The organism is Maribacter sp. TH_r10 (genome assembly GCF_033101095.1).
In the GTDB taxonomy this organism is placed as follows: Bacteria; Bacteroidota; Bacteroidia; order Flavobacteriales; family Flavobacteriaceae; genus Maribacter_A; species Maribacter_A luteus.
Genome location: NZ_JAWMPY010000006.1, coordinates 15418 through 34406, shown reverse-complemented (window position 1 = coordinate 34406; position 18989 = coordinate 15418). Strand labels below are relative to the sequence as shown.

Below are 18989 nucleotides of genomic sequence, written 5' to 3'. Positions count from 1 at the left end.
TTAGTCTATCACTGCATACTGGGACAACTTTACTTGTTTAATAAAATTAGGAAATGAAATCAATAACCAACGATTTCATTCATGAAGGAATCATTAAGTATTACAATACTGTTTTTCACACCCATTATTCTATGGCCGAGCCCTTTATAAAATAAAGAACAAGCAAATATTTTACCTCTTGTAAGAATCAAAAAAGCCCAAGTTCAGGTAAGAAGCAAATTTCAAAGCTTGGTTTTCGTCCCAAATCGCTATTTTTGCCAAAAAAACTAAACATGTTGATAATTGGGATTGCTGGAGGTACAGGCTGTGGAAAAACTACAGTGGTCAATCAAATAATCAATGAATTACCAACCGATGAGGTCGGTGTAATTTCTCAGGATTCTTACTATAACGACCTTTCGCACTTACCGTTACCGGAACGGAAAAAAACCAATTTCGATCATCCGAAATCTATTGATTTCCCTTTATTGGAAGAACACTTAATAGCATTAAAATCAGGGCAATCGGTACAGCAGCCGGTTTATTCGTTCATTGATTGTAACAGGACCGACGAGACCGTTGAAACCTACGCAAGAAAGGTAATGATCGTAGAAGGTATTTTAATCATGACGAATCCCAAAATACGTGAAATGTTGGATATTAAGATATATGTACATGCCGATTCGGATGAGCGTTTGATCCGAAGACTGAAACGGGATGTAAATGAACGGGGTTGGAACATGAACGAAACTTTGGACAAGTACCAATCTACCCTTAAACCCATGCATTTACAATTCATTGAACCGACCAAGGAATATGCCGACATCATTATTCCGAACAACAAATACAATACCGTGGCCGTTGATATAGTACGCACCATCATTACCGAAAAATTGGTATAAAACACTATGGGTTTCAAGGATCTTAAAAAAAAGAAATGGTTTTCCTTCTTAACGAACATCTACGTTCTGGTGCTTACGGTCTTCGTTATCTGGATGCTTTTTTTCGACACCAATTCTTTCATGATCCATCGGGAATTGAGAAAAGAAATAAAAAATCTTGAAAAAACCCAGCAATTCCTGCGTAGCGAAATCGAAAAGGACAAAAAAATCATTGAAAAATTATCTGACACCAATGAACTCGAAAAATTTGCAAGGGAACAATACTATCTCAAAAGAAAGAATGAGGAGATCTACCTGATTGAATATGAGGACAGCCTGAATATTGACAACAAAAAATAGGAAGTAACCTATGTTTTCACTTAAAACAGGATTCCCAGAATAACCCCACAGCTGAAAACCTTAAAACACCTTAATTCTTGAGTGCCGGACATCCAAAATTTATAACTTTAACTCAATTTAACGCCCCTAGACCCCGTTATTCACCCTGTGTTAACAAAATTCATTTTATAACGCCATAAATAATTGTATTTTTAACCCCTAACTTACTATGATTATGGGCAAGATTATTGCTATAGCAAATCAGAAAGGTGGTGTAGGAAAAACTACGACTACCGTAAACCTAGCGGCCTCACTAGGTGTTCTGGAAAAAAAAGTACTCTTAATCGATGCGGACCCCCAAGCCAATGCAACATCAGGATTGGGTATAAATGTTGATGAAATCGAAACAGGCACCTATCAATTACTTGAGCACACCAAAACCGCCAAAGAAACCATTATCCATACGGATTCCCCGAACTTGGACCTGATTCCGTCACATATCGACTTAGTGGCCATTGAAATAGAACTGGTAGATAAGGATGAAAGGGAATATATGTTGAAAAAGGCTATTGTTGGGCTTAAAGAAGATTATGATTACATTCTGGTGGATTGTGCCCCGTCTTTAGGACTATTGACATTAAACGCCTTGACCGCCGCAGACTCCGTTATTATCCCGATACAATGTGAGTATTTTGCTTTGGAAGGATTGGGGAAACTTTTGAACACCATTAAAAGTGTACAGAAAATACATAATCCCGAATTGGATATCGAAGGGCTTTTATTAACCATGTTCGATTCCCGGCTTAGATTATCGAACCAAGTGGTGGAAGAAGTACGCAAACACTTTTCCGACATGGTATTCGATACCATTATACAAAGGAACGTTCGTTTGAGTGAAGCCCCTAGTTATGGCGAAAGCATTATTAAATATGATGCGAGTAGTAAAGGCGCGACCAATTACCTGAATTTGGCGAATGAATTATTGAAGAAAAACAAGGAAACCGTTTAAATGGCGAAGGCAACAAAAAAACAGGCACTGGGCCGTGGACTTTCCGCCCTGTTAAAAGACCCTGAGAATGATATACAATCCGTTTCGGATAAAAATGCCGATAAGGTAGTCGGTAATATTGTGGAACTTGACATTACGGCCATTGAGGTCAACCCTTTTCAGCCTCGTTCCAGTTTTAACACCGAAGCCCTTGAGGAACTTGCTTCCTCTATTCGCGAACTTGGTGTAATACAACCCATAACCGTTCGTAAACTCGATTTCAACAAATATCAGTTGGTATCCGGGGAAAGACGTTTTAGGGCATCGAAAATTGTGGGGCTGGAAACCATTCCCGCATACATTCGTATTGCCAATGACCAAGAATCGTTGGAAATGGCCTTGGTCGAAAACATTCAAAGACAAGATCTAGACCCTATCGAAATAGCACTTTCCTATCAACGATTAATAGATGAAATTCAACTGACACAGGAAAAATTGAGTGAACGTGTGGGCAAGAAAAGATCCACGATCACCAATTATATGCGTCTATTGCGGTTAGACCCCATCATACAAACAGGGATAAGGGATGGTTTTATGAGTATGGGCCACGGAAGGGCATTGGTTAACATTGATAAAAAAACCGACCAAATCGCTTTATACGAAAGAATTATCGGCGAAAACCTTTCTGTACGTGACACGGAACGGGCCGTAAAAGCTTATCAAGAAGGAAACGGTTCCACAAAGCAAGTAAAGAAAAATGCAGCCCCACCACCGTTCACCAAAAAAGCTTCAAAAGAACTCGGCAACCATTTAGCCGCTAAAGTGACCGTAAATGCTACGGAAAACGGAAAAGGTAAAATTATGATCCCTTTCAATTCCGAAGAAGAATTCCAACGTATTAAAAAATTAATCGTAGGTGAATAAATTCCTTCTTACTCCATTATTTTTCATATTGGCCATCCTCACTACCTCAGGGCAGGAAAATGATTCCATTCCCAAAGCCAAGGATTCCCTCGACCTTGAATTAAAGGAAGAAGGAATTGTAGTTCAGGACATAATGGTCGAGAAAAAAAAGGAAATAAATCCTTTGGCCCCAAGTAAGGCCGCATTTTATTCAGCCGTTCTTCCAGGGTTGGGACAAGTATACAACAAAAGATATTGGAAAGTACCGATCGTTTACGCCGCTTTGGGCGTTGGCGTATATGCTTACAAGTACAATGACGATTATTACAAGCGATTTAGAACAGCGTACAAAAGAAGGTTGGCAGGATTTACAGATGATGAGTTTTATGATATAAACGGGGATAATGCCGAAGGGGCCGACCCAGATTTGGATTCAGACGATTTGGAATATCAACAAGAGAACTATCAACGTGATCGCGATTTATCGTTGGTACTCACCATTGCCATGTATGCCTTGAACATTATTGACGCCAATGTAGATGCCCATTTAAAACAATTTAACGTTGATGAAGATTTAAGCCTTGATGTACACCCATATTTAAATCTGAATCCCGTTACCAGTGACCCCAATTACGGGCTCGCTTTTACCATTAAATTTTAGACTTATGAATATAGCCTTGTTCGGATACGGAAAAATGGGCAAGATGATTGAGAAAATCGCTTTGGATAGAGGACACAAAATTGTGGCTAAAATAGACGTGGACACCAAAGAAATAGATTTTTCCCAAATGGATGTGGCCATTGATTTCAGTATGCCTTCCGCTGCTTATAAAAACATTGAACAATGCATTTCTCACAATGTACCCATTATCTCCGGAACGACCGGTTGGTTGCAGGATTATGATAAAGCCGTGGCCCTGTGCCAAGAGAAAAAAGGGGCGTTCATCTATGCCTCCAACTACAGTTTGGGAGTGAATATATTTTTTGAGCTGAACAACTATTTGGCCAAAATGATGCAGCATTTAGACCAATATAAGGTTAGTATGGAAGAAACACACCATACACAAAAACTTGATGCCCCGAGTGGCACGGCGATTACCTTGGCAGAAGGTATCTTGGCCAACTCCAAATATCAAAACTGGAGTCTTGACCAAGGTAAAGAAGACGAGATAGTGATCAAGGCAATTAGGGAGAACGATGTTCCCGGCACACACGTTGTTGACTATAGTAGCGATGTTGATAGCATCGAAATTAAACATACGGCACATAATCGGGAAGGTTTTGCCCTAGGAGCAGTAATAGCATCGGAGTGGATTATTGGCAAAACAGGGGTGTTCTCTATGCGAGATGTGTTAAACCTTGGTTAAAAGCGTAACAAAAAAAGATCTAAAAGACTTATGGATTATTGATGTTATCAATACTTCTAAAATATTCATCCCATTTCAATAAAAAATAAAAAAGATGAACGGTACCCAGTGGATTATTTTCATATTGATCATTCAGGTCATTCATTTTCTAGGAACTTGGAAATTATATGTAAAAGCAGGTAGAAAAGCTTGGGAAGCGGCAATTCCCATATATAATGGCATTGTATTGATGCAGATAATCAACCGCCCCAAATGGTGGGTCATCTTACTTTTTATCCCCATCATCAACCTTTTGATGTTTCCGGTGATATGGGTAGAGACCATTCGAAGCTTTGGCAGAAAAAGCCTGATGGAATCTTGGCTTGTCGTATTGACACTAGGTTTTTACATCTATTATGTAAATTATACGATGGATGTGAAACATATCAAAGATCGTAGCTTGCATCCAACAACCGCACTAGGAGAATGGGTGAGCTCTATAGTTTTTGCAGTTGTTGCCGCAACATTGGTTCACACCTATTTTATTCAACCTTATGTAATCCCCACAGGTTCTTTGGAAAAAACACTTCGAATCGGTGATTTCCTTTTTGTTAGTAAGTTCCATTACGGTGCAAGGGTTCCCATGACCACTATTGCAGCCCCTATGGTGCACGACACCATTCCTGGTTTGGGCATACGGTCTTATGTAGCGGATGTGGACCCAAAAACCTATAAAACTTCGCTATTGAACAAAACCCACCTGCCATATTTAAGGTTGCCAGGTGTAACAAAAATAGATAGGAATGACATTGTGGTATTCAGTTGGCCAGCGGATACGGTATACCGGTTTTTCAAAAAAGAAAGGGGAGTAAAAAAACCGATCGATAAAAAATCGAATTATGTGAAGCGCTGTGTAGGTATCCCTGGTGATTCATTGGCCGTAATCGATGGTTATGTCTATATAAATGGGAAGCAGACCGTTTTACCGGACAGGGCCAAACCTCAATACGACTACATGGCCTATTCCCAAAAAGGGGTTTCCTCGAGGCTTTTAAAAGAACTTGGTGTAACCGATTTTAATCGTATTTATGTCACATCCCAAATCAACCAAAACCAATTGAATGTGATTATGCCCTACTTACTAGGAAGTAGACGGGCTGAATCCGGAAACATAGAACTTATTACGAATCATTTAGGAATTCCAACTAACGTAATCAGAAGTGCTGGATTGTCCTTAAAAGAACAGACCGATAGACAGCGCCTATTGACCATTACTGAAGACCTGGCAGAAAAGTTGAAGAACAATGCCGCATTGGATTCAGTGGTTAAAATCATTTCCCCAAAAGGGGAAAAAGGTTACAATATATTTCCCCAGGATAATTCCTATGCATGGAACAACGACAACTTCGGCCCTATTTACCTACCGGAAAAAGGTAAAACCGTGGACTTGAACCTTGAGGTTCTTCCCCTTTATAAAAAAATCATAAAGGATTATGAAGGAAATACCTTATCCGTTAATGGGAGGGAAATTAGTATTAATGGAAAACCGACCGACACCTACACCTTTAAACAGGATTATTACTGGATGATGGGTGACAACCGAGATCATTCCGAAGACAGTAGAACGTGGGGCTATGTACCGGAAAACCATATTGTAGGTACGCCGATTTTCATTTGGATGAGTATCGACAACTTTAGGGACGGTTGGCGTAATTGGAGTATTCGTTGGGACCGTGTATTTACGACCGTTAATGGTTCTGGCGAACCTGTTTCCTACTTTAAATATTTTCTTTTGGCATTGGCCGGTTGGTTCGTCTTCGATTTTTTCAGGAAAAGAAGAAAGAAAGCTAACGACTAATACCAATTTGAAAGTTTCTAAGCCAGAATAAAAGAATCTATTCAATAAAATATTAGTACAAAGTGAAAACCCTGATTCATCCTACATATTTTCCCAATATAGTTACTTGTGCTATAATGGCACAAAAAGATGTAATCTGGGAAGTCGAGGATAATTACCAAAAACAAACCTATAGGAACCGTTGCTATATCTGTACGGATCGCGGCCGACACCTAATGAGTATCCCGGTTAAACACGTCGGGGGCAATCATGGCAGACAAAAATATAAAGATGTACGGTTGGACAACGATTACCAATGGCAACGACAACATTGGCGTACCCTTGAAACCGCCTATCGCACTTCTCCCTTTTTTGAATTTTATGAAGACGAGCTTCATGCGGTTTTCGATAATTCCTATGAGTTTTTGTTGGATTTTAACCTGAATGCCATTCAGGTCATAAATTCATGTTTACAAATTGATACGGGAATGGCCCGAACAGCGTCGTATGAAATAACCGTAACGGATGAAGTTTCGGACGGTCGATTCTTGGTAAGATCCAAACAAGAACAAGGTTTTTTACAAGAACCTTATGAGCAGGTATTTAGTGATAGACATGGATTTGTAAAAAACACCAGTGTTCTAGACCTACTTTTTAATGAAGGCACCAATGCTTTGACCTATCTTAAAAATTTCAATCTTGACTTTTTAAATGCTTAGGTTCACACTACACTATGGCATACACTTCCTTGTCCCCATCATTGTTGCTTTCTATTTTTTTAAGGGACAAAGTCTAAAAATTGCCCTCTTTCTATTATTGGGCATCCTGATCGATGTGGACCACTTATTGGCCACTCCGATATTTGATTCAAATAGATGCAGTATTGGTTTCCACCCCCTTCATAGCTATTGGGCCATTTTCATGTACACCTTATTTTTATTTTTCAAAAAAACACGGATTCTCGGGCTTGCTTTGATGATTCATATTTTAGCAGATACCGTTGACTGCATTATGTTATTCCTTCAATCGGAATGAAGCCATAACGGGAGTGTGATCTGACAAACGTACATCAAAGTTTTTGTGGGAGGTTATTTCTAATTCAGGATCGGTCAAGATAAAATCAATACGAAAAGGTAAGAATTTAAAAGTATAAGTGTTACCTAGGCCAATCCCCTTTTCTTGAAACGAATCTTTCATATCACCTTTAATAGTGGCATAAACACTGGAGAACTGTGTATTGTTGAAATCGCCACATATAATTTTTTTATAGCGTACTTGATTGGCATGTTCTTTAACCAAATTAGCCTGTTGCTGTTGTTTTTGAAAGGACTTATTCAAGCGATTGAACAATCTATCAGGTGCTTCCCTTTTAAATGAACGCGGCCTTACTTTATAGGATTGTAGATGAATGTTATAAACCCTTAAAGTATCTGTTCCCTTCAAAATATCTGCATAAATACCATCATTGGCCGAATCGGGGAAATTAAATGCCCCCTTATTGATAATAGGATATTTTGAAAAAATAGTTTGTGGACTTTTGTCTGACTCATTTGGTATAATAAATCTATACGGGTAATGATTAAACTTTTTCCTAATTCTACTATCAAATTCCTGAAGGCATAAGATATCTGCATTTTGCCGATTAATGAAATTGATGATTCTCTCTTTTGGTATAGGATTTCTCATCCCTTCGATACCATTAAATCCCCCAACATTAAATGTCAATATTTTTATATCTCCTTCTTCAAGTTCGTCATTGGCATCTAAAATCTTAAAAAATGAATCTTGGGTAAAGTATCCGAACAAGAGTATCAAAATCGGTAAAAGTATTTGTCTTTTTCCCTTAAGCGCCCAATACACAAGAAAAAATGCATTGGCCACAACTAAATAGGGAAGGAAAAGACTGGGAAATGTAAGGAAGGAGAAAACACCCCAACTTATAAAATGCGAAATACATGCAAGCAGCATGAACAAAGCCGCTAGGACATTTAAGAAAAATACCAGTTTGTTGAACTTACTAAGACCTTTTCCCAAAATTAATCCTCTTTACCGGCTTGAAACAAAAAATCCTTTTCATCTTTCGACAGGCTTTCGTAACCTGATTTACTGATCTTGTCCAAAATGGTATCTATCTTTCTCTGATGGCTTTCCTTCTTATACTTTTTACTCGAAGAAGTTGTTTTGGTATTGCGATAAACTGTTTTCATTGGCGCCTTTTTCTCGGACTTTTTAAATAGATTGATAACACTATCTACCATTTTGGAAAATCCTTCACCAATGTCTTTACCGTTCAATAATTGTCGAGCATAAATATACCCCAACAAGGCTCCTCCCAAATGCGAAAAGTTACCGCCCGGATTCATACCCATTGATAATTGCACCAAATCCATGACTACGATAAATGCTCCTAAATACCAAAGTTTAAGATTAAAGAAAATCAATCTGACCTCTTGGTTGGGAATATAAGCACATATAAAAATCAATATGGCCCTTACCCCTGCGGAAGCTCCAATCAATGCGGCATTGACCTTAAAAAACGCCGGAAAAACATTATAACCGACCATAAAGAACAGTCCACCCAATATAACGCCCAAAAAATAGACATTCAAAAACCTTCTTCCGTTGAACAAGTTTAAAAATATGCGTCCCACATAATACAGCACCAGCATATTCCAGAAAATATGGCCAATCCCTGCATGAAAAAAGGAATAAGTAACAAGCGACCATGGTTGCATTAAAAAATCGAAAAAATCTTTGGGCAACTGAAACCATTGCACTAGAATGTCTGGGTTTGTTCGGAACAATAACGTAAACAATCCGTTTACGATGAACACCAAAACATTAACCACGATCAATTTCTCCGCAATGGACAATCTGGCATAATGATATCTTAAATTACCTGTATTCATTTCTAATTCCAACGATTATTATTGAACTGGTTTTTCTTCCAGTACCACATCATAATAAATCCGGCTATAGCTCCCCCAACATGGGCGAAATGGGCTATGCCTTGACCAAAAATACCATAACCGGTTACTCCGGAGAAAAGATCCAAAGCGATTAAAACCGGAATAAATATTTTCGCTTTAATGGGTATGGGCAAGAAAATAAGAAACAGTTCACTGTTAGGGTACGACATACCAAACGCCACCAAAACCCCATAAATGGCTCCTGAAGCACCGACTGCGGGAGTATTATAAGCACTAAGGAAATTATCAATCGTACTTTTCGAAGCAATATCATACCATGCCGGACTATATTGTCCTCCTGAGATAATCTCCATAACCTGGCTTTTTGCAATCCCTGAATTCACCAAAGCTTGCATACCTTCATTAAAATAATAATAATTCACACCTGTATGGATCAATGCAGCCCCTAATCCTGCCGAAAAATAAAAAAACAGGAATTTGTTCCTACCCCACATACGTTCCAAAGGTGTTCCAAACGCCCAAAGTGCATACATATTGAACCCAATATGCGCTATGCCGCCATGCATGAACATGTGGGTGACCAATTGCCATAATCCAAAATTCCCATTCTTTGGAAACCAAAGCGAGAACCATTCGTACATCTGATCCCCGTAAAGCGAAGTGGCCACGAAAAAAAGTACGTTTATTATCAATAAATGCTTTATAGCATCTGTTATCCTACCCATCTAAATAAATTTTTTATCAATATCATTTTCGGTAATGGTCACATATACCGGTTTGTTAAACGGACTCCATCGAGATTCCTTACAAGCGAATAAATCATTAACCAATGCCAATTGTGAGGTGTTGTTCAACACTTCCCCCGTTTTAACCGATAAAGTCTTTGCCAAGGTCTTCGCCAATATATCGGTTTGGGAAAAACTATCCTCGGTAACCTGCATTTGGAAATCGGAAATCAATTGATCCAAAACCATGCCAACCTCACTCTCCGATACTAAAGGAGGTACACCGGTTATACGTACTTCTTCCCCATTAATATGTGAAAATATAAAACCAATACTTGTTAAACTATCTTTTATTTCCTTCAAAATATCAATATCGCTCTTTGAAAAGGATAATTGCAAGGGAAACAACAATTGTTGGCTTACCGCTTCATTCACGGTTATATTCTTTAAAAACTGCTCATATAGCACCCTTTGATGGGCCCTACTCTGATCAATGACCACCATACCTGATTTAATAGTGGTGACAATATATTTTCTTCTCAATTGAAAAGTAGTGGCAATAGATTCCAGGCTTTCTTGATGTGACTCAAAAAAACTACCTGTATTGGATTCAGATTCGAATTTTACACTGCTGAAACCATCATCCTGGCCAACCTTGGACTCTAACCCCACATATAAATTCTCCCATCCTTCGGTATTCTGATTTTTATAGGATTTAGTTCCCGCAGGTTTTGTCGAATTTGCAACTTCTTGAAAAGGATTGAATGCCCTATCTACGCTTACGTTAGGCTGTACGGCATTCTTATCCCTGTAATTGTATGGGGTTTCCAGGTTCTGATCCTGATCAAAATCCAGCGCAGGTACAACGTTGAACTGTCCCAAACTGTGTTTTATAGTGGATCTTAGAATAGCATATAAGGTATGCTCATCATCAAACTTAACTTCTGTTTTCGTTGGATGTATATTGATATCGATAGAAGCCGGGTCAACATCCAAATAAAGGAAATACCCCGGATAAGAATCCGATTTTATCAAACCTTCAAATGCTGCCAATACCGCATGATGTAAATACGGACTTTTTATAAATCGGTTGTTTACAAAGAAAAACTGTTCTCCCCTACTTCTCTTGGCAAATTCAGGTTTATTTATGAAACCCGATATTTTGACTACCTGCGTCTCTTCATTTACGGGCACCAATTTCTCATTGGTCTTACTGCCGAAAATATGCACGATCCTTTGCCTTTGGTTCGCTTTTGGCAAATTAAAAAGCTCACTACCGTTATTATAAAAATTAAAGGCGATATTCGGATGGGCCATGGCTACCCGATGAAATTCATCTGTAATGTGCCGTAGTTCAACTTGATTCGATTTGAGAAAATTACGTCTGGCGGGAATATTGAAAAACAAGTTCTTAACCGACATTGAGGTGCCCTTAGGGGCCACACAAACTTCTTGGAACTTTATCTCACTGCCTTCTATTCGTAAATGGGTCGCCATTTCATCCTGTTCGGGCTTTGTCTGCACTTCAACATGGGCTATTGCCGCTATTGATGCCAAGGCTTCACCCCTAAACCCTTTTGTATTTAAACGGAAAAGGTCTTCGGCCTTTTGTATTTTGGAAGTAGCGTGCCTTTCGAAACCCATTCGGGCATCGGTCGGAGACATCCCTATTCCGTCATCAATGACCTGAATAAGGTTCTTACCACCATCCTTTATAATAAGTTTTATAGAATCTGCACCGGCGTCTATGGCATTTTCCAATAATTCCTTGACTACGGATGCGGGTCGTTGTACCACCTCACCTGCTGCAATCTGATTAGCAACATGGTCGGGTAAAAGTTTAATGATATCTGCCATTATCGCTTATAGAATATGGAGATGTCAAAATCGATTATATACAGGAAAACAAGTATCAAAACCGCCAAAATTATAATTAAACGCATCTTCATATTACGGTCTCCCTCCGTTTTCATATCATCGATGGCCGAATTGAACTTACCTTTGATTCCCCTCGGGGTATCTACGGTACTACGGAACTTATCGAACTTCGATTCTATTTTAAAAGGGTTTCCTTTACCCTTATCATCATAGAAACGAGGTTTATAGTCGTACTTTCTATTCTTACTGATTCTTGTAAATTTCTTTAGAATACCCATTGTTTTCAAAGTTACTTAAAATCAAAAAAAATGCGGTATAGGTATTCCCAAAATTTGTTAACAGCCTAAAAATGGGAAATTGCCGGAATTTATTTTTGGTGTTAGGTAATAAAACCTGGAACCTTATTGGCCCAAAACAGCCATTTTTATAGCTGCAACAGCCGCCTCTGCACCTTTGTTACCATGTTTGCCACCACTACGGTCAATGGCTTGTTGCATGTTGTTATCGGTAAGTACACAAAAGATTACGGGTGTGTCGTGCAAGACATTCAAATCCTTTATACCTTGGGCCGTGGCACTGCAAACAAAATCAAAATGTTTGGTTTCACCTTGTATTACGCTACCTATGGCAATGACCGCATCTACCTGCTGGGTTTCGATCATTTTTTTTGAACCATAAGTAAGTTCAAAGCTACCGGGCACATTCCAACGAATGACATTTTCTTTAATAGCCCCGCAATCGACCAAGGCTTCTAACGCCCCTTCATACAGACCCTCAGTAATTTGGGAATTCCATTCAGAAACAACAATCCCAAAGCGAAGGTTTTTCGCATTTGGGATCGTTGCTTTATCGTATTCGGATAAATTCTTATTCTCTGTAGCCATTAATTTGTGCTTTTGGCCATTGCAATAAAAGCATCAATGGTATTGGCGGCATCTGATTTAGGAAACTCGTCCTTTATTCTCTGAAAATATTTCAAGGCCTTATCGTTTTGCTTCAATTCCAAAGCCGTAACACCGGATTTATAGAGGAATTTAGGTGTGGTAAAGTCATTATTACTATGTTTGACCGCACTTTCATAATAGCCCAAGGCATCCTCAGGTTGTTCCAATTGCATGAACGCATCTCCCAATCCACCTTTCGCAAGGGCCCCTAAAATAGCGTCATCGGAAGAGAATTTTTCCAAATGATCAATTGCTTCCTGATAATTGTTCATATCCAAATAAGCCATTCCTGCAGAATAATTAGCCAAATTGGCCGCTTTTGTACCGGAATATTCTTCAATGATATCCAAGAAACCATATTTACCCTCTGCACCGTTCAATGCCAAGTTATATAAAGAATCTTTTGCTGTGGTGGTATTCAGGGCTTGTTCAAAATATTGTTGTGGATATAACAACTCATTGGTCGCTTCGGCATCCTTAGGTTTTTGAATAAATTGGATATATGCCAAATAACCCAAAACGGCAACGGCAATGAGACCAATGACCCCTAGGATGTAATTCTGGTTTTTGGAAACCCACTCCTCGGTTTTCGAAGCACTTTCGTCCAAGGTACTGAACACCTCGGCCGTTGTACTTTCCTGTTCATCGAATTTTTGCTCTTCAACTTTATTTTTAGGTTTGTAACCCCTCTTTTTATATGTTGCCATTGGTAATTTTATTAATCGCGCAAAAATAAAGTTTTTATTGAAATCCGAAGCGGTATTTATTCGTTATTTTTGATATTTTGCAAGATACCCTTGTTCCATTTTTTAAAAAACCGAGGTTTCCATAATGTTTCTTAAGAGATTATCGCTCATCAATTATAAGAATTTTGACACACAGACATTTGATTTCGACGTAAAGATCAATTGCTTTGCTGGCCCTAATGGAATTGGGAAAACCAATGCCTTGGATGCCATTTACCATCTCACCTTTGGTAAAGGTTATTTTAATCCTGTAGCCACCCAAAACATTAAACACGGGGAAGAATTTTTCGTTATTGAGGGTGAATTCGAAAAATCGGATCGGGAGGAAAAAATTGTTTGCAGCCTTAAAAAAGGCATGAAAAAAATCATAAAACGAAACGGAAAGGCCTATGATCGTCTATCGGACCATATTGGGTTATTGCCCTTGGTCATTATTTCACCGGCAGACCGGGATTTGATTATTGAAGGTAGCGATACACGTAGAAAATTCATTGACGGGGTCATTTCACAATCCGACAAAGAGTACTTACAGACACTTATAAAATATAACAAGGTGCTGCTACAGCGTAACTCCTTACTGAAATACTTTGTGGCCAACCGCACTTTTGATCAAGCCACCCTACAGGTCTATGACGAACAATTAAACAACTACGGCACAAAAATATTCAACAAGCGCCAAAAATTCATTGAGGCATTTATACCTATTTTCAAGGAACAATACAATGCCATTTCCGGCGGTAATGAAGAGGTAATGTTGAATTATGACAGTAAGTTACAACAGAAAGACCTACTCACATTATTGTCTGAGAGCCTGGAAAAGGACCGTATATTACAGTATACATCCGTAGGGATACATAAAGACGATCTGAGTTTTGAGATTGCCGGCCACCCCATTAAAAAATTCGGCAGTCAAGGCCAACAGAAATCGTTTTTAATCGCTCTGAAATTCGCCCAGTTCCATTTTATAAAAGAGCAGGCCAAAACCACTCCGATCCTTTTATTGGATGATATTTTTGATAAGTTGGATGAAAATCGGGTCGCCCACATTGTAGGCCTTGTTGACAATGAGAATTTTGGTCAGATCTTTATCAGTGACACCCATGCCGAACGCACCGAAAACATTATTAAGAACATACATCAATCTTACAAAATATTTAAACTGGAATCATGAAGCGAATTTTATTTTTCGGTATCATATTGATACTTTCATCATGTAAAGAAAAAGTCTCGACAGAAGATCTAACCTTATTGAACGGTTACTGGGAAATAGAACAGGTTAACTTGCCGAATGGCGATACCAAGGCATATTCGGTAAATACCACCGTTGATTATATTCAAATTAAAGATCATTCAGGATTCAGGAAAAAGGTATATCCCCAACTCGATGGAACCTATGACACTTCCAACGATTCGGAACATTTCGAATTGATCGAAAAACCGGAGGGATATGAATTTCATTACAAAACCGAATTGAGTGAATGGACAGAAAAACTCAATTCATTACAGGCGGATTCATTTTCAGTTACAAACACTGACAATATTACTTATACCTATAAACGTTTTCAACCCATAAACGTTCAAAAATAATGACAGCACAAAAAAAAGACAACGTACCATTACGCGACGCCCTTAATGATTTTATACAGAAGAACAAACTTCAGAAAGGCATTGACAAAGTGAATGCCCGTGAAGCTTGGGTAAATTTAATGGGTAATGGTGTAAACAATTATACTACGGCCATTGAACTTCGTAATGAGACACTATATGTTTCCTTATCCTCATCGGTTTTGCGTGAAGAGTTGAGTTTGGGGAAATCTAAAATAGTACAAATGTTGAATGAGGAACTCGGAAAAGACCTTGTCAAGAAAATAATACTGCGATAAAAGAAAAACCTGCAAGGAAATACCATTAAATTGGTATCCCTGCAGGTTTTATTTGAATTTAAAAGTCTTCTGGGTTTAGTAAACTTCCCTTCCTGAAAAATGAAAAGCACCTTCTATTGCTGCATTTTCATCACTATCCGATCCATGCACCGCATTTTCCGAAATACTGGTAGCAAACATTTTACGAATGGTACCTTCTGCAGCTTCGGCCGGATTGGTGGCACCGATTAAAGCCCTAAAATCCTCAACGGCATTTTCCTTTTCCAAAATAGCGGCTACGATAGGACCCCGGGTCATAAATTGGACCAAATCAGCAAAAAACGGACGTTCATTATGTATTTCATAAAATTTTTCAGCATCGCCCTTGCTCAACTGGGTAAATTTCATGGCTACGATTTTGAATCCCGCAGAATTGATTTTCTCAAGGATGGCTCCAATGTGTCCTTTTTCAACCGCATCGGGTTTGATCATCGTAAAAGTTCTATTTGTTGTCATTTTTAAAAAATTTTGTCAAAAATACGTTTAATTCCCAAAAATCCTAAAGCTACTTAAATTAATATGATTGCTACATTTGAGCCAGCAAATGGCCTTGCCTCCAAAACATTACCCATTAATGATTGGTTTCATCATGTAGGTTGCAAGAACCAAAAGCTACGATGAATGTATCGGGGTCGGAAATATGAAGACCGAATCCCTGTTTTGGTTTGCAACTTACCAAAAGTAAGCTTACCACTAATAGGAAAAGAAATCGATTCATTTTCTTGATGGGCTTATACTATGTAAAAATAGGTCATTGTGATGAAAGTCCATGCTATATTACTATATTTGGTGGCATGAATTTAGAGGACATAAACGCGGTAGCAAAGCTGCTTTCCGAACCCCAGAAAATAGTAATCATACCCCATAAGAATCCCGATGGGGATGCCATTGGCTCAACATTGGCCTTATGGCATTACCTAAAGAATAGGGGACAGAACGCCCAGATCATAGTTCCGAATGACTTTCCAAAGTTTCTAAAATGGATGCCCGGCCAAGATGAGATCATGAATTTTGAAAAGGAAAATTCCCAATCGAAAGCACTGATCAATGAGGCTACGATAATCTTTACCTTGGATTTCAACCATCTGGGGCGTATTGCACAAATGGAACCCGTTCTAATTGAAAGCGACGCCACTTTCGTCATGATAGACCACCACCAAGCACCTGCCGATTATGCACAATATATGTATTCGGATGTCTTAATGAGCTCTACCTGTGAAATGGTCTACAACTTTATTGAGTTTTTAAGGGATGAGGACAAGATCACCCCAGAAATGGCAATCTGCCTTTATACGGGGATAATGACCGATACGGGTTCGTTCAAATATTCGTCCACAACAAGTAGAACCCATCGTGTAGTCGCTAACTTGATCGATAAAGGAGCGGAAAACACAAAGGCACACAATCTTGTTTTCGATACCAATACACCAAACCGATTGCATCTTTTGGGTTGCGCCCTAAAGAACATGGTTATTTTGGAAGAATATAATACGGCCTATATAACCCTCAGCCAAGATGAACTGGATACGTACGGTTTTCAAAAAGGCGATACCGAAGGATTCGTGAATTACGGACTTACCCTTCACGGCATACGTTTTGCCGTGATCTTCATAGAAAACAGGGAAGAAGGCATTATTAAAATATCATTCCGATCGGAAGGGGAATTCTCTGTAAACGAATTTGCCAGAAAGCATTTTAATGGAGGCGGGCATACCAATGCAGCCGGAGGACGCAGCGATATACCTTTAAAGGAAACCGCTGAATATTTTGTATCGCTTTTAAAAGAATATAAGACCCAATTAAACCCATGAAACAGTTTTCCTTATTTTTGACGGCCCTATTACTATTCGGTTGCGGAAGTCCCGAACCCAGACGGCCCGTACAAACGAAAAGTGGCCACATCAATTCCTCTATTGAACGTAGTAAAAAATTGTTGGCCTTGGAAGAAAGCATGATTAATGAAATCATTAAAAAGGATTCACTTCACGAATACAACCATAGCAATACCGGAACTTGGTATTATTATGAACAAAAGAACGATCAGGCCGATTATACCCCACAACCCGATGACCTTGTTACCATGACCTACAACGTAATAGGGTTCAACAACGACACCATATACACCCAAGAAGAAATTGGTGTTTTCAATTACAAAGTAGATAAACAAGAACTTTTCCCCGGACTACGGAACAGTATAAAATTATTGAAGGAAAACGAGACCGCTACCTTCCTATTCCCTTCTTCCCTAGCCTATGGCTATCACGGGGATGAACGTGAAATAGGGGTAAACGTACCCATAAAGGCCACGGTTACCTTATTAAAAATTCAAAAACAACAAGATAGTATTCAAAAATTAAACTGATAACAATGAGAAAACCCTTTCTATTTTTACTTACTCTTTCAATGGCCATTGTGAGCTGCAAATCGAGCAAATACACCGATTTAGGCGATGGCATCTTCGCAGATATACAAACCAACAAAGGTGATATCGTAGTTAAATTGGAAGATGAAAAAACACCCATAACGGTGGCTAACTTCGTTTCCCTTGCAGAAGGAACAAATCCTTTCGTAAGTGAGGAATACAAAGGCAAAAAGTATTATGACGGAGTCATTTTCCATAGGGTCATTAAAGATTTCATGATCCAGACAGGCGACCCAACCGGCACAGGAAGTGGCAATCCAGGGTACAAATTCAAAGATGAGTTCAATGATTCATTGACCCACCATAAGGCCGGCATTCTTTCCATGGCAAATTCGGGTCCTACCACCAACGGTAGCCAATTTTTCATTACCCACAAAGAAACCCCTTTCCTAGACGGAAGACACACCGTTTTCGGGGAAGTCGTAAAAGGGATGGATGTAGTAGACTCTATCGCAAATGTAGAAACCTCAAGAGCCCCACAGAAAGACAAACCTGTTGAGGATGTGGTTATGAACTCGGTAGAGATTATCCGTAATGGTAAAGCCGCCAAAAAATTCGATGCCGTTCAGGTCATGACCGATTATTTCAATGCCGAGAAAAAAAGGTTGGCCGAAGAAGAAAAAGAGAAGAAAGCCCTTCAAGAAGCCTATGATAAAATGTTGCCGGAATTTAAAGCCGCCTTGGCTGCCGATAAAGAGAAAGCGAATACCCTGCCATCAGGTTTACAGATTTTGACTTTGGTCGAAGGTACGGGTGAAAAGCCAACCGTTGGACAAAAAGTAAAGGTATTCTATGCTGGTTACCTGGAAGACGGTACTCTCTTCGACAGTAACTATGAAGAAGTGGCCAAAAAGTTCCTTCAATTCAATGAACGTAGAAAAGCCGGTCGAGGTTACGAAGCAATACCTATGCCATATAGCCCAGATGCCGGATTGATCCCAGGTTTCAAGGAAGGACTTTTGACCATGAAAGTCGGTGACAAGGTTCGATTGTTCATTCCCCCATATTTAGGTTACGGAGAGCAAGGTAGTGGCCCTATTCCACCGAATTCAAACTTAATATTCGATTTGGAGATCACAGGAATCACCGAATAGCAATTAATTCTTAATTAAAAAAATCCCGAAATCATATTTGGTTTCGGGATTTTTT

The 18989-nt window shown here is 39.1% G+C and carries 23 protein-coding genes; 15 read left to right on the top strand and 8 right to left on the bottom strand.

Going from position 1 to position 18989, the window contains the following annotated elements; translation table 11 throughout:
* The first annotated feature begins 272 nt into the window (after positions 1 to 272).
* The 9 genes from udk (at position 273) to R3X28_RS14135 (ending at position 7308) form a co-directional block, all read left to right on the top strand.
* Entirely contained in the window at positions 273 to 881 is a 609-nt protein-coding gene (gene udk, locus R3X28_RS14175) for a uridine kinase (protein ID WP_154365067.1), read from the top strand.
* A 6-nt stretch (positions 882 to 887) separates the two neighbouring features.
* A complete protein-coding gene (locus R3X28_RS14170; RefSeq protein ID WP_154365069.1) occupies positions 888 to 1220 on the top strand; it encodes an FtsB family cell division protein in 333 nt (110 codons plus the stop codon).
* 214 nt (positions 1221 to 1434) lie between these two features.
* Positions 1435 to 2208, top strand: coding sequence for a ParA family protein (locus tag R3X28_RS14165; protein WP_154365071.1), 774 nt, complete (start codon positions 1435 to 1437; stop codon positions 2206 to 2208).
* Complete coding sequence (locus R3X28_RS14160) at positions 2209 to 3111, top strand: ParB/RepB/Spo0J family partition protein (protein WP_282056552.1); 903 nt, start codon at positions 2209 to 2211, stop codon at positions 3109 to 3111. It begins immediately after the preceding gene.
* On the top strand, positions 3104 to 3751 hold the full coding sequence (locus R3X28_RS14155; RefSeq protein WP_282056551.1) for a DUF5683 domain-containing protein: 648 nt from the start codon (positions 3104 to 3106) through the stop codon (positions 3749 to 3751). Before R3X28_RS14160 ends, R3X28_RS14155 begins: the two co-directional genes overlap by 8 nt.
* 4 nt (positions 3752 to 3755) lie before the next feature.
* A complete protein-coding gene (gene dapB, locus R3X28_RS14150) occupies positions 3756 to 4457 on the top strand; it encodes a 4-hydroxy-tetrahydrodipicolinate reductase (RefSeq protein WP_317665114.1) in 702 nt (233 codons plus the stop codon).
* 94 nt (positions 4458 to 4551) lie between these two features.
* Positions 4552 to 6294: a signal peptidase I gene (gene lepB / locus R3X28_RS14145; protein ID WP_317665112.1), complete on the top strand. Its 1743-nt coding sequence runs from the start codon at positions 4552 to 4554 to the stop codon at positions 6292 to 6294.
* 62 nt (positions 6295 to 6356) lie between these two features.
* Positions 6357 to 6992, top strand: a complete 636-nt coding sequence (locus tag R3X28_RS14140) for a WbqC family protein (RefSeq protein WP_317665111.1) — start codon at positions 6357 to 6359, stop codon at positions 6990 to 6992.
* On the top strand, positions 6985 to 7308 hold the full coding sequence (locus tag R3X28_RS14135; RefSeq protein WP_246200133.1) for a DUF6122 family protein: 324 nt from the start codon (positions 6985 to 6987) through the stop codon (positions 7306 to 7308). Before R3X28_RS14140 ends, R3X28_RS14135 begins: the two co-directional genes overlap by 8 nt.
* Here the strand turns inward: R3X28_RS14135 and R3X28_RS14130 are convergent.
* The 7 genes from R3X28_RS14130 to R3X28_RS14100 form a co-directional block, all read right to left on the bottom strand.
* Positions 7288 to 8307 (bottom strand): endonuclease/exonuclease/phosphatase family protein, encoded by a 1020-nt coding sequence (locus tag R3X28_RS14130; RefSeq protein ID WP_317665109.1) that lies wholly within the window; start codon positions 8305 to 8307, stop codon positions 7288 to 7290. The two genes, R3X28_RS14135 and R3X28_RS14130, sit on opposite strands and share 21 nt — an antisense overlap.
* A 2-nt stretch (positions 8308 to 8309) precedes the next feature.
* The gene (locus R3X28_RS14125; RefSeq protein WP_317665108.1) at positions 8310 to 9182 is read right to left on the bottom strand and encodes a rhomboid family intramembrane serine protease; all 873 of its coding nucleotides are present in this window, start codon (positions 9180 to 9182) and stop codon (positions 8310 to 8312) included.
* A 2-nt stretch (positions 9183 to 9184) separates the two neighbouring features.
* Positions 9185 to 9928: a rhomboid family intramembrane serine protease gene (locus tag R3X28_RS14120; RefSeq protein WP_154365084.1), complete on the bottom strand. Its 744-nt coding sequence runs from the start codon at positions 9926 to 9928 to the stop codon at positions 9185 to 9187.
* Complete coding sequence (gene mutL / locus R3X28_RS14115) at positions 9929 to 11785, bottom strand: DNA mismatch repair endonuclease MutL (protein WP_317665106.1); 1857 nt, start codon at positions 11783 to 11785, stop codon at positions 9929 to 9931. It abuts the gene before it with no gap.
* Positions 11785 to 12084 (bottom strand): riboflavin synthase subunit beta, encoded by a 300-nt coding sequence (locus R3X28_RS14110; protein ID WP_154365088.1) that lies wholly within the window; start codon positions 12082 to 12084, stop codon positions 11785 to 11787. The genes mutL and R3X28_RS14110 overlap by 1 nt, the downstream gene beginning before the upstream one ends.
* A 123-nt stretch (positions 12085 to 12207) precedes the next feature.
* On the bottom strand, positions 12208 to 12690 hold the full coding sequence (gene ribH / locus R3X28_RS14105) for a 6,7-dimethyl-8-ribityllumazine synthase (protein ID WP_317665103.1): 483 nt from the start codon (positions 12688 to 12690) through the stop codon (positions 12208 to 12210).
* Positions 12690 to 13457, bottom strand: a complete 768-nt coding sequence (locus R3X28_RS14100) for a tetratricopeptide repeat protein (protein ID WP_317665101.1) — start codon at positions 13455 to 13457, stop codon at positions 12690 to 12692. Before R3X28_RS14100 ends, ribH begins: the two co-directional genes overlap by 1 nt.
* Before the next feature lie 124 nt (positions 13458 to 13581).
* On the opposite strand from R3X28_RS14100, the gene recF reads away from it, so the two are divergent.
* From recF to R3X28_RS14085, 3 genes are read left to right on the top strand one after another with little or no spacing between them, the layout of a single operon-like run.
* Complete coding sequence (recF, locus tag R3X28_RS14095; protein WP_317665099.1) at positions 13582 to 14667, top strand: DNA replication/repair protein RecF; 1086 nt, start codon at positions 13582 to 13584, stop codon at positions 14665 to 14667.
* Positions 14664 to 15083, top strand: coding sequence for a hypothetical protein (locus R3X28_RS14090; RefSeq protein ID WP_317665097.1), 420 nt, complete (start codon positions 14664 to 14666; stop codon positions 15081 to 15083). The genes recF and R3X28_RS14090 overlap by 4 nt, the downstream gene beginning before the upstream one ends.
* Positions 15083 to 15379, top strand: a complete 297-nt coding sequence (locus R3X28_RS14085) for a DUF721 domain-containing protein (protein WP_154365098.1) — start codon at positions 15083 to 15085, stop codon at positions 15377 to 15379. Before R3X28_RS14090 ends, R3X28_RS14085 begins: the two co-directional genes overlap by 1 nt.
* A gap of 75 nt (positions 15380 to 15454) precedes the next feature.
* Here R3X28_RS14085 and R3X28_RS14080 read toward each other — a convergent pair whose 3' ends face one another.
* Positions 15455 to 15874, bottom strand: coding sequence for a nucleoside-diphosphate kinase (locus tag R3X28_RS14080; RefSeq protein WP_154365100.1), 420 nt, complete (start codon positions 15872 to 15874; stop codon positions 15455 to 15457).
* A gap of 338 nt (positions 15875 to 16212) precedes the next feature.
* Here R3X28_RS14080 and R3X28_RS14075 point away from each other — a divergent pair, with 338 nt between their 5' ends.
* From R3X28_RS14075 to R3X28_RS14065, 3 genes are read left to right on the top strand one after another with little or no spacing between them, the layout of a single operon-like run.
* A complete protein-coding gene (locus R3X28_RS14075; protein WP_317665096.1) occupies positions 16213 to 17229 on the top strand; it encodes a bifunctional oligoribonuclease/PAP phosphatase NrnA in 1017 nt (338 codons plus the stop codon).
* Positions 17226 to 17780, top strand: a complete 555-nt coding sequence (gene gldI, locus R3X28_RS14070) for a gliding motility-associated peptidyl-prolyl isomerase GldI (protein WP_317665094.1) — start codon at positions 17226 to 17228, stop codon at positions 17778 to 17780. Before R3X28_RS14075 ends, gldI begins: the two co-directional genes overlap by 4 nt.
* A 5-nt stretch (positions 17781 to 17785) precedes the next feature.
* Positions 17786 to 18934: a peptidylprolyl isomerase gene (locus R3X28_RS14065; protein WP_317665092.1), complete on the top strand. Its 1149-nt coding sequence runs from the start codon at positions 17786 to 17788 to the stop codon at positions 18932 to 18934.
* The last annotated feature ends 55 nt before the right edge of the window (positions 18935 to 18989 follow it).

What these genes read in the sequence shown, in the direction of transcription:
- R3X28_RS14135 (WP_246200133.1), top strand. Translation starts at nt 6,985, where the DNA reads ATGCTTAGGTTCACACTACACTATGGCATACACTTCCTTGTCCCCATC.
- R3X28_RS14065 (WP_317665092.1), top strand. Translation starts at nt 17,786, where the DNA reads ATGAGAAAACCCTTTCTATTTTTACTTACTCTTTCAATGGCCATTGTG.
- gldI (WP_317665094.1), top strand. Translation starts at nt 17,226, where the DNA reads ATGAAACAGTTTTCCTTATTTTTGACGGCCCTATTACTATTCGGTTGC.
- R3X28_RS14075 (WP_317665096.1), top strand. Translation starts at nt 16,213, where the DNA reads ATGAATTTAGAGGACATAAACGCGGTAGCAAAGCTGCTTTCCGAACCC.
- R3X28_RS14090 (WP_317665097.1), top strand. Translation starts at nt 14,664, where the DNA reads ATGAAGCGAATTTTATTTTTCGGTATCATATTGATACTTTCATCATGT.
- R3X28_RS14100 (WP_317665101.1), bottom strand. Translation starts at nt 13,457, where the DNA reads ATGGCAACATATAAAAAGAGGGGTTACAAACCTAAAAATAAAGTTGAA.
- R3X28_RS14085 (WP_154365098.1), top strand. Translation starts at nt 15,083, where the DNA reads ATGACAGCACAAAAAAAAGACAACGTACCATTACGCGACGCCCTTAAT.
- recF (WP_317665099.1), top strand. Translation starts at nt 13,582, where the DNA reads ATGTTTCTTAAGAGATTATCGCTCATCAATTATAAGAATTTTGACACA.
- R3X28_RS14080 (WP_154365100.1), bottom strand. Translation starts at nt 15,874, where the DNA reads ATGACAACAAATAGAACTTTTACGATGATCAAACCCGATGCGGTTGAA.
- R3X28_RS14170 (WP_154365069.1), top strand. Translation starts at nt 888, where the DNA reads ATGGGTTTCAAGGATCTTAAAAAAAAGAAATGGTTTTCCTTCTTAACG.
- R3X28_RS14165 (WP_154365071.1), top strand. Translation starts at nt 1,435, where the DNA reads ATGGGCAAGATTATTGCTATAGCAAATCAGAAAGGTGGTGTAGGAAAA.
- ribH (WP_317665103.1), bottom strand. Translation starts at nt 12,690, where the DNA reads ATGGCTACAGAGAATAAGAATTTATCCGAATACGATAAAGCAACGATC.
- dapB (WP_317665114.1), top strand. Translation starts at nt 3,756, where the DNA reads ATGAATATAGCCTTGTTCGGATACGGAAAAATGGGCAAGATGATTGAG.
- R3X28_RS14120 (WP_154365084.1), bottom strand. Translation starts at nt 9,928, where the DNA reads ATGGGTAGGATAACAGATGCTATAAAGCATTTATTGATAATAAACGTA.
- R3X28_RS14125 (WP_317665108.1), bottom strand. Translation starts at nt 9,182, where the DNA reads ATGAATACAGGTAATTTAAGATATCATTATGCCAGATTGTCCATTGCG.
- mutL (WP_317665106.1), bottom strand. Translation starts at nt 11,785, where the DNA reads ATGGCAGATATCATTAAACTTTTACCCGACCATGTTGCTAATCAGATT.
- R3X28_RS14110 (WP_154365088.1), bottom strand. Translation starts at nt 12,084, where the DNA reads ATGGGTATTCTAAAGAAATTTACAAGAATCAGTAAGAATAGAAAGTAC.
- R3X28_RS14160 (WP_282056552.1), top strand. Translation starts at nt 2,209, where the DNA reads ATGGCGAAGGCAACAAAAAAACAGGCACTGGGCCGTGGACTTTCCGCC.
- lepB (WP_317665112.1), top strand. Translation starts at nt 4,552, where the DNA reads ATGAACGGTACCCAGTGGATTATTTTCATATTGATCATTCAGGTCATT.
- udk (WP_154365067.1), top strand. Translation starts at nt 273, where the DNA reads ATGTTGATAATTGGGATTGCTGGAGGTACAGGCTGTGGAAAAACTACA.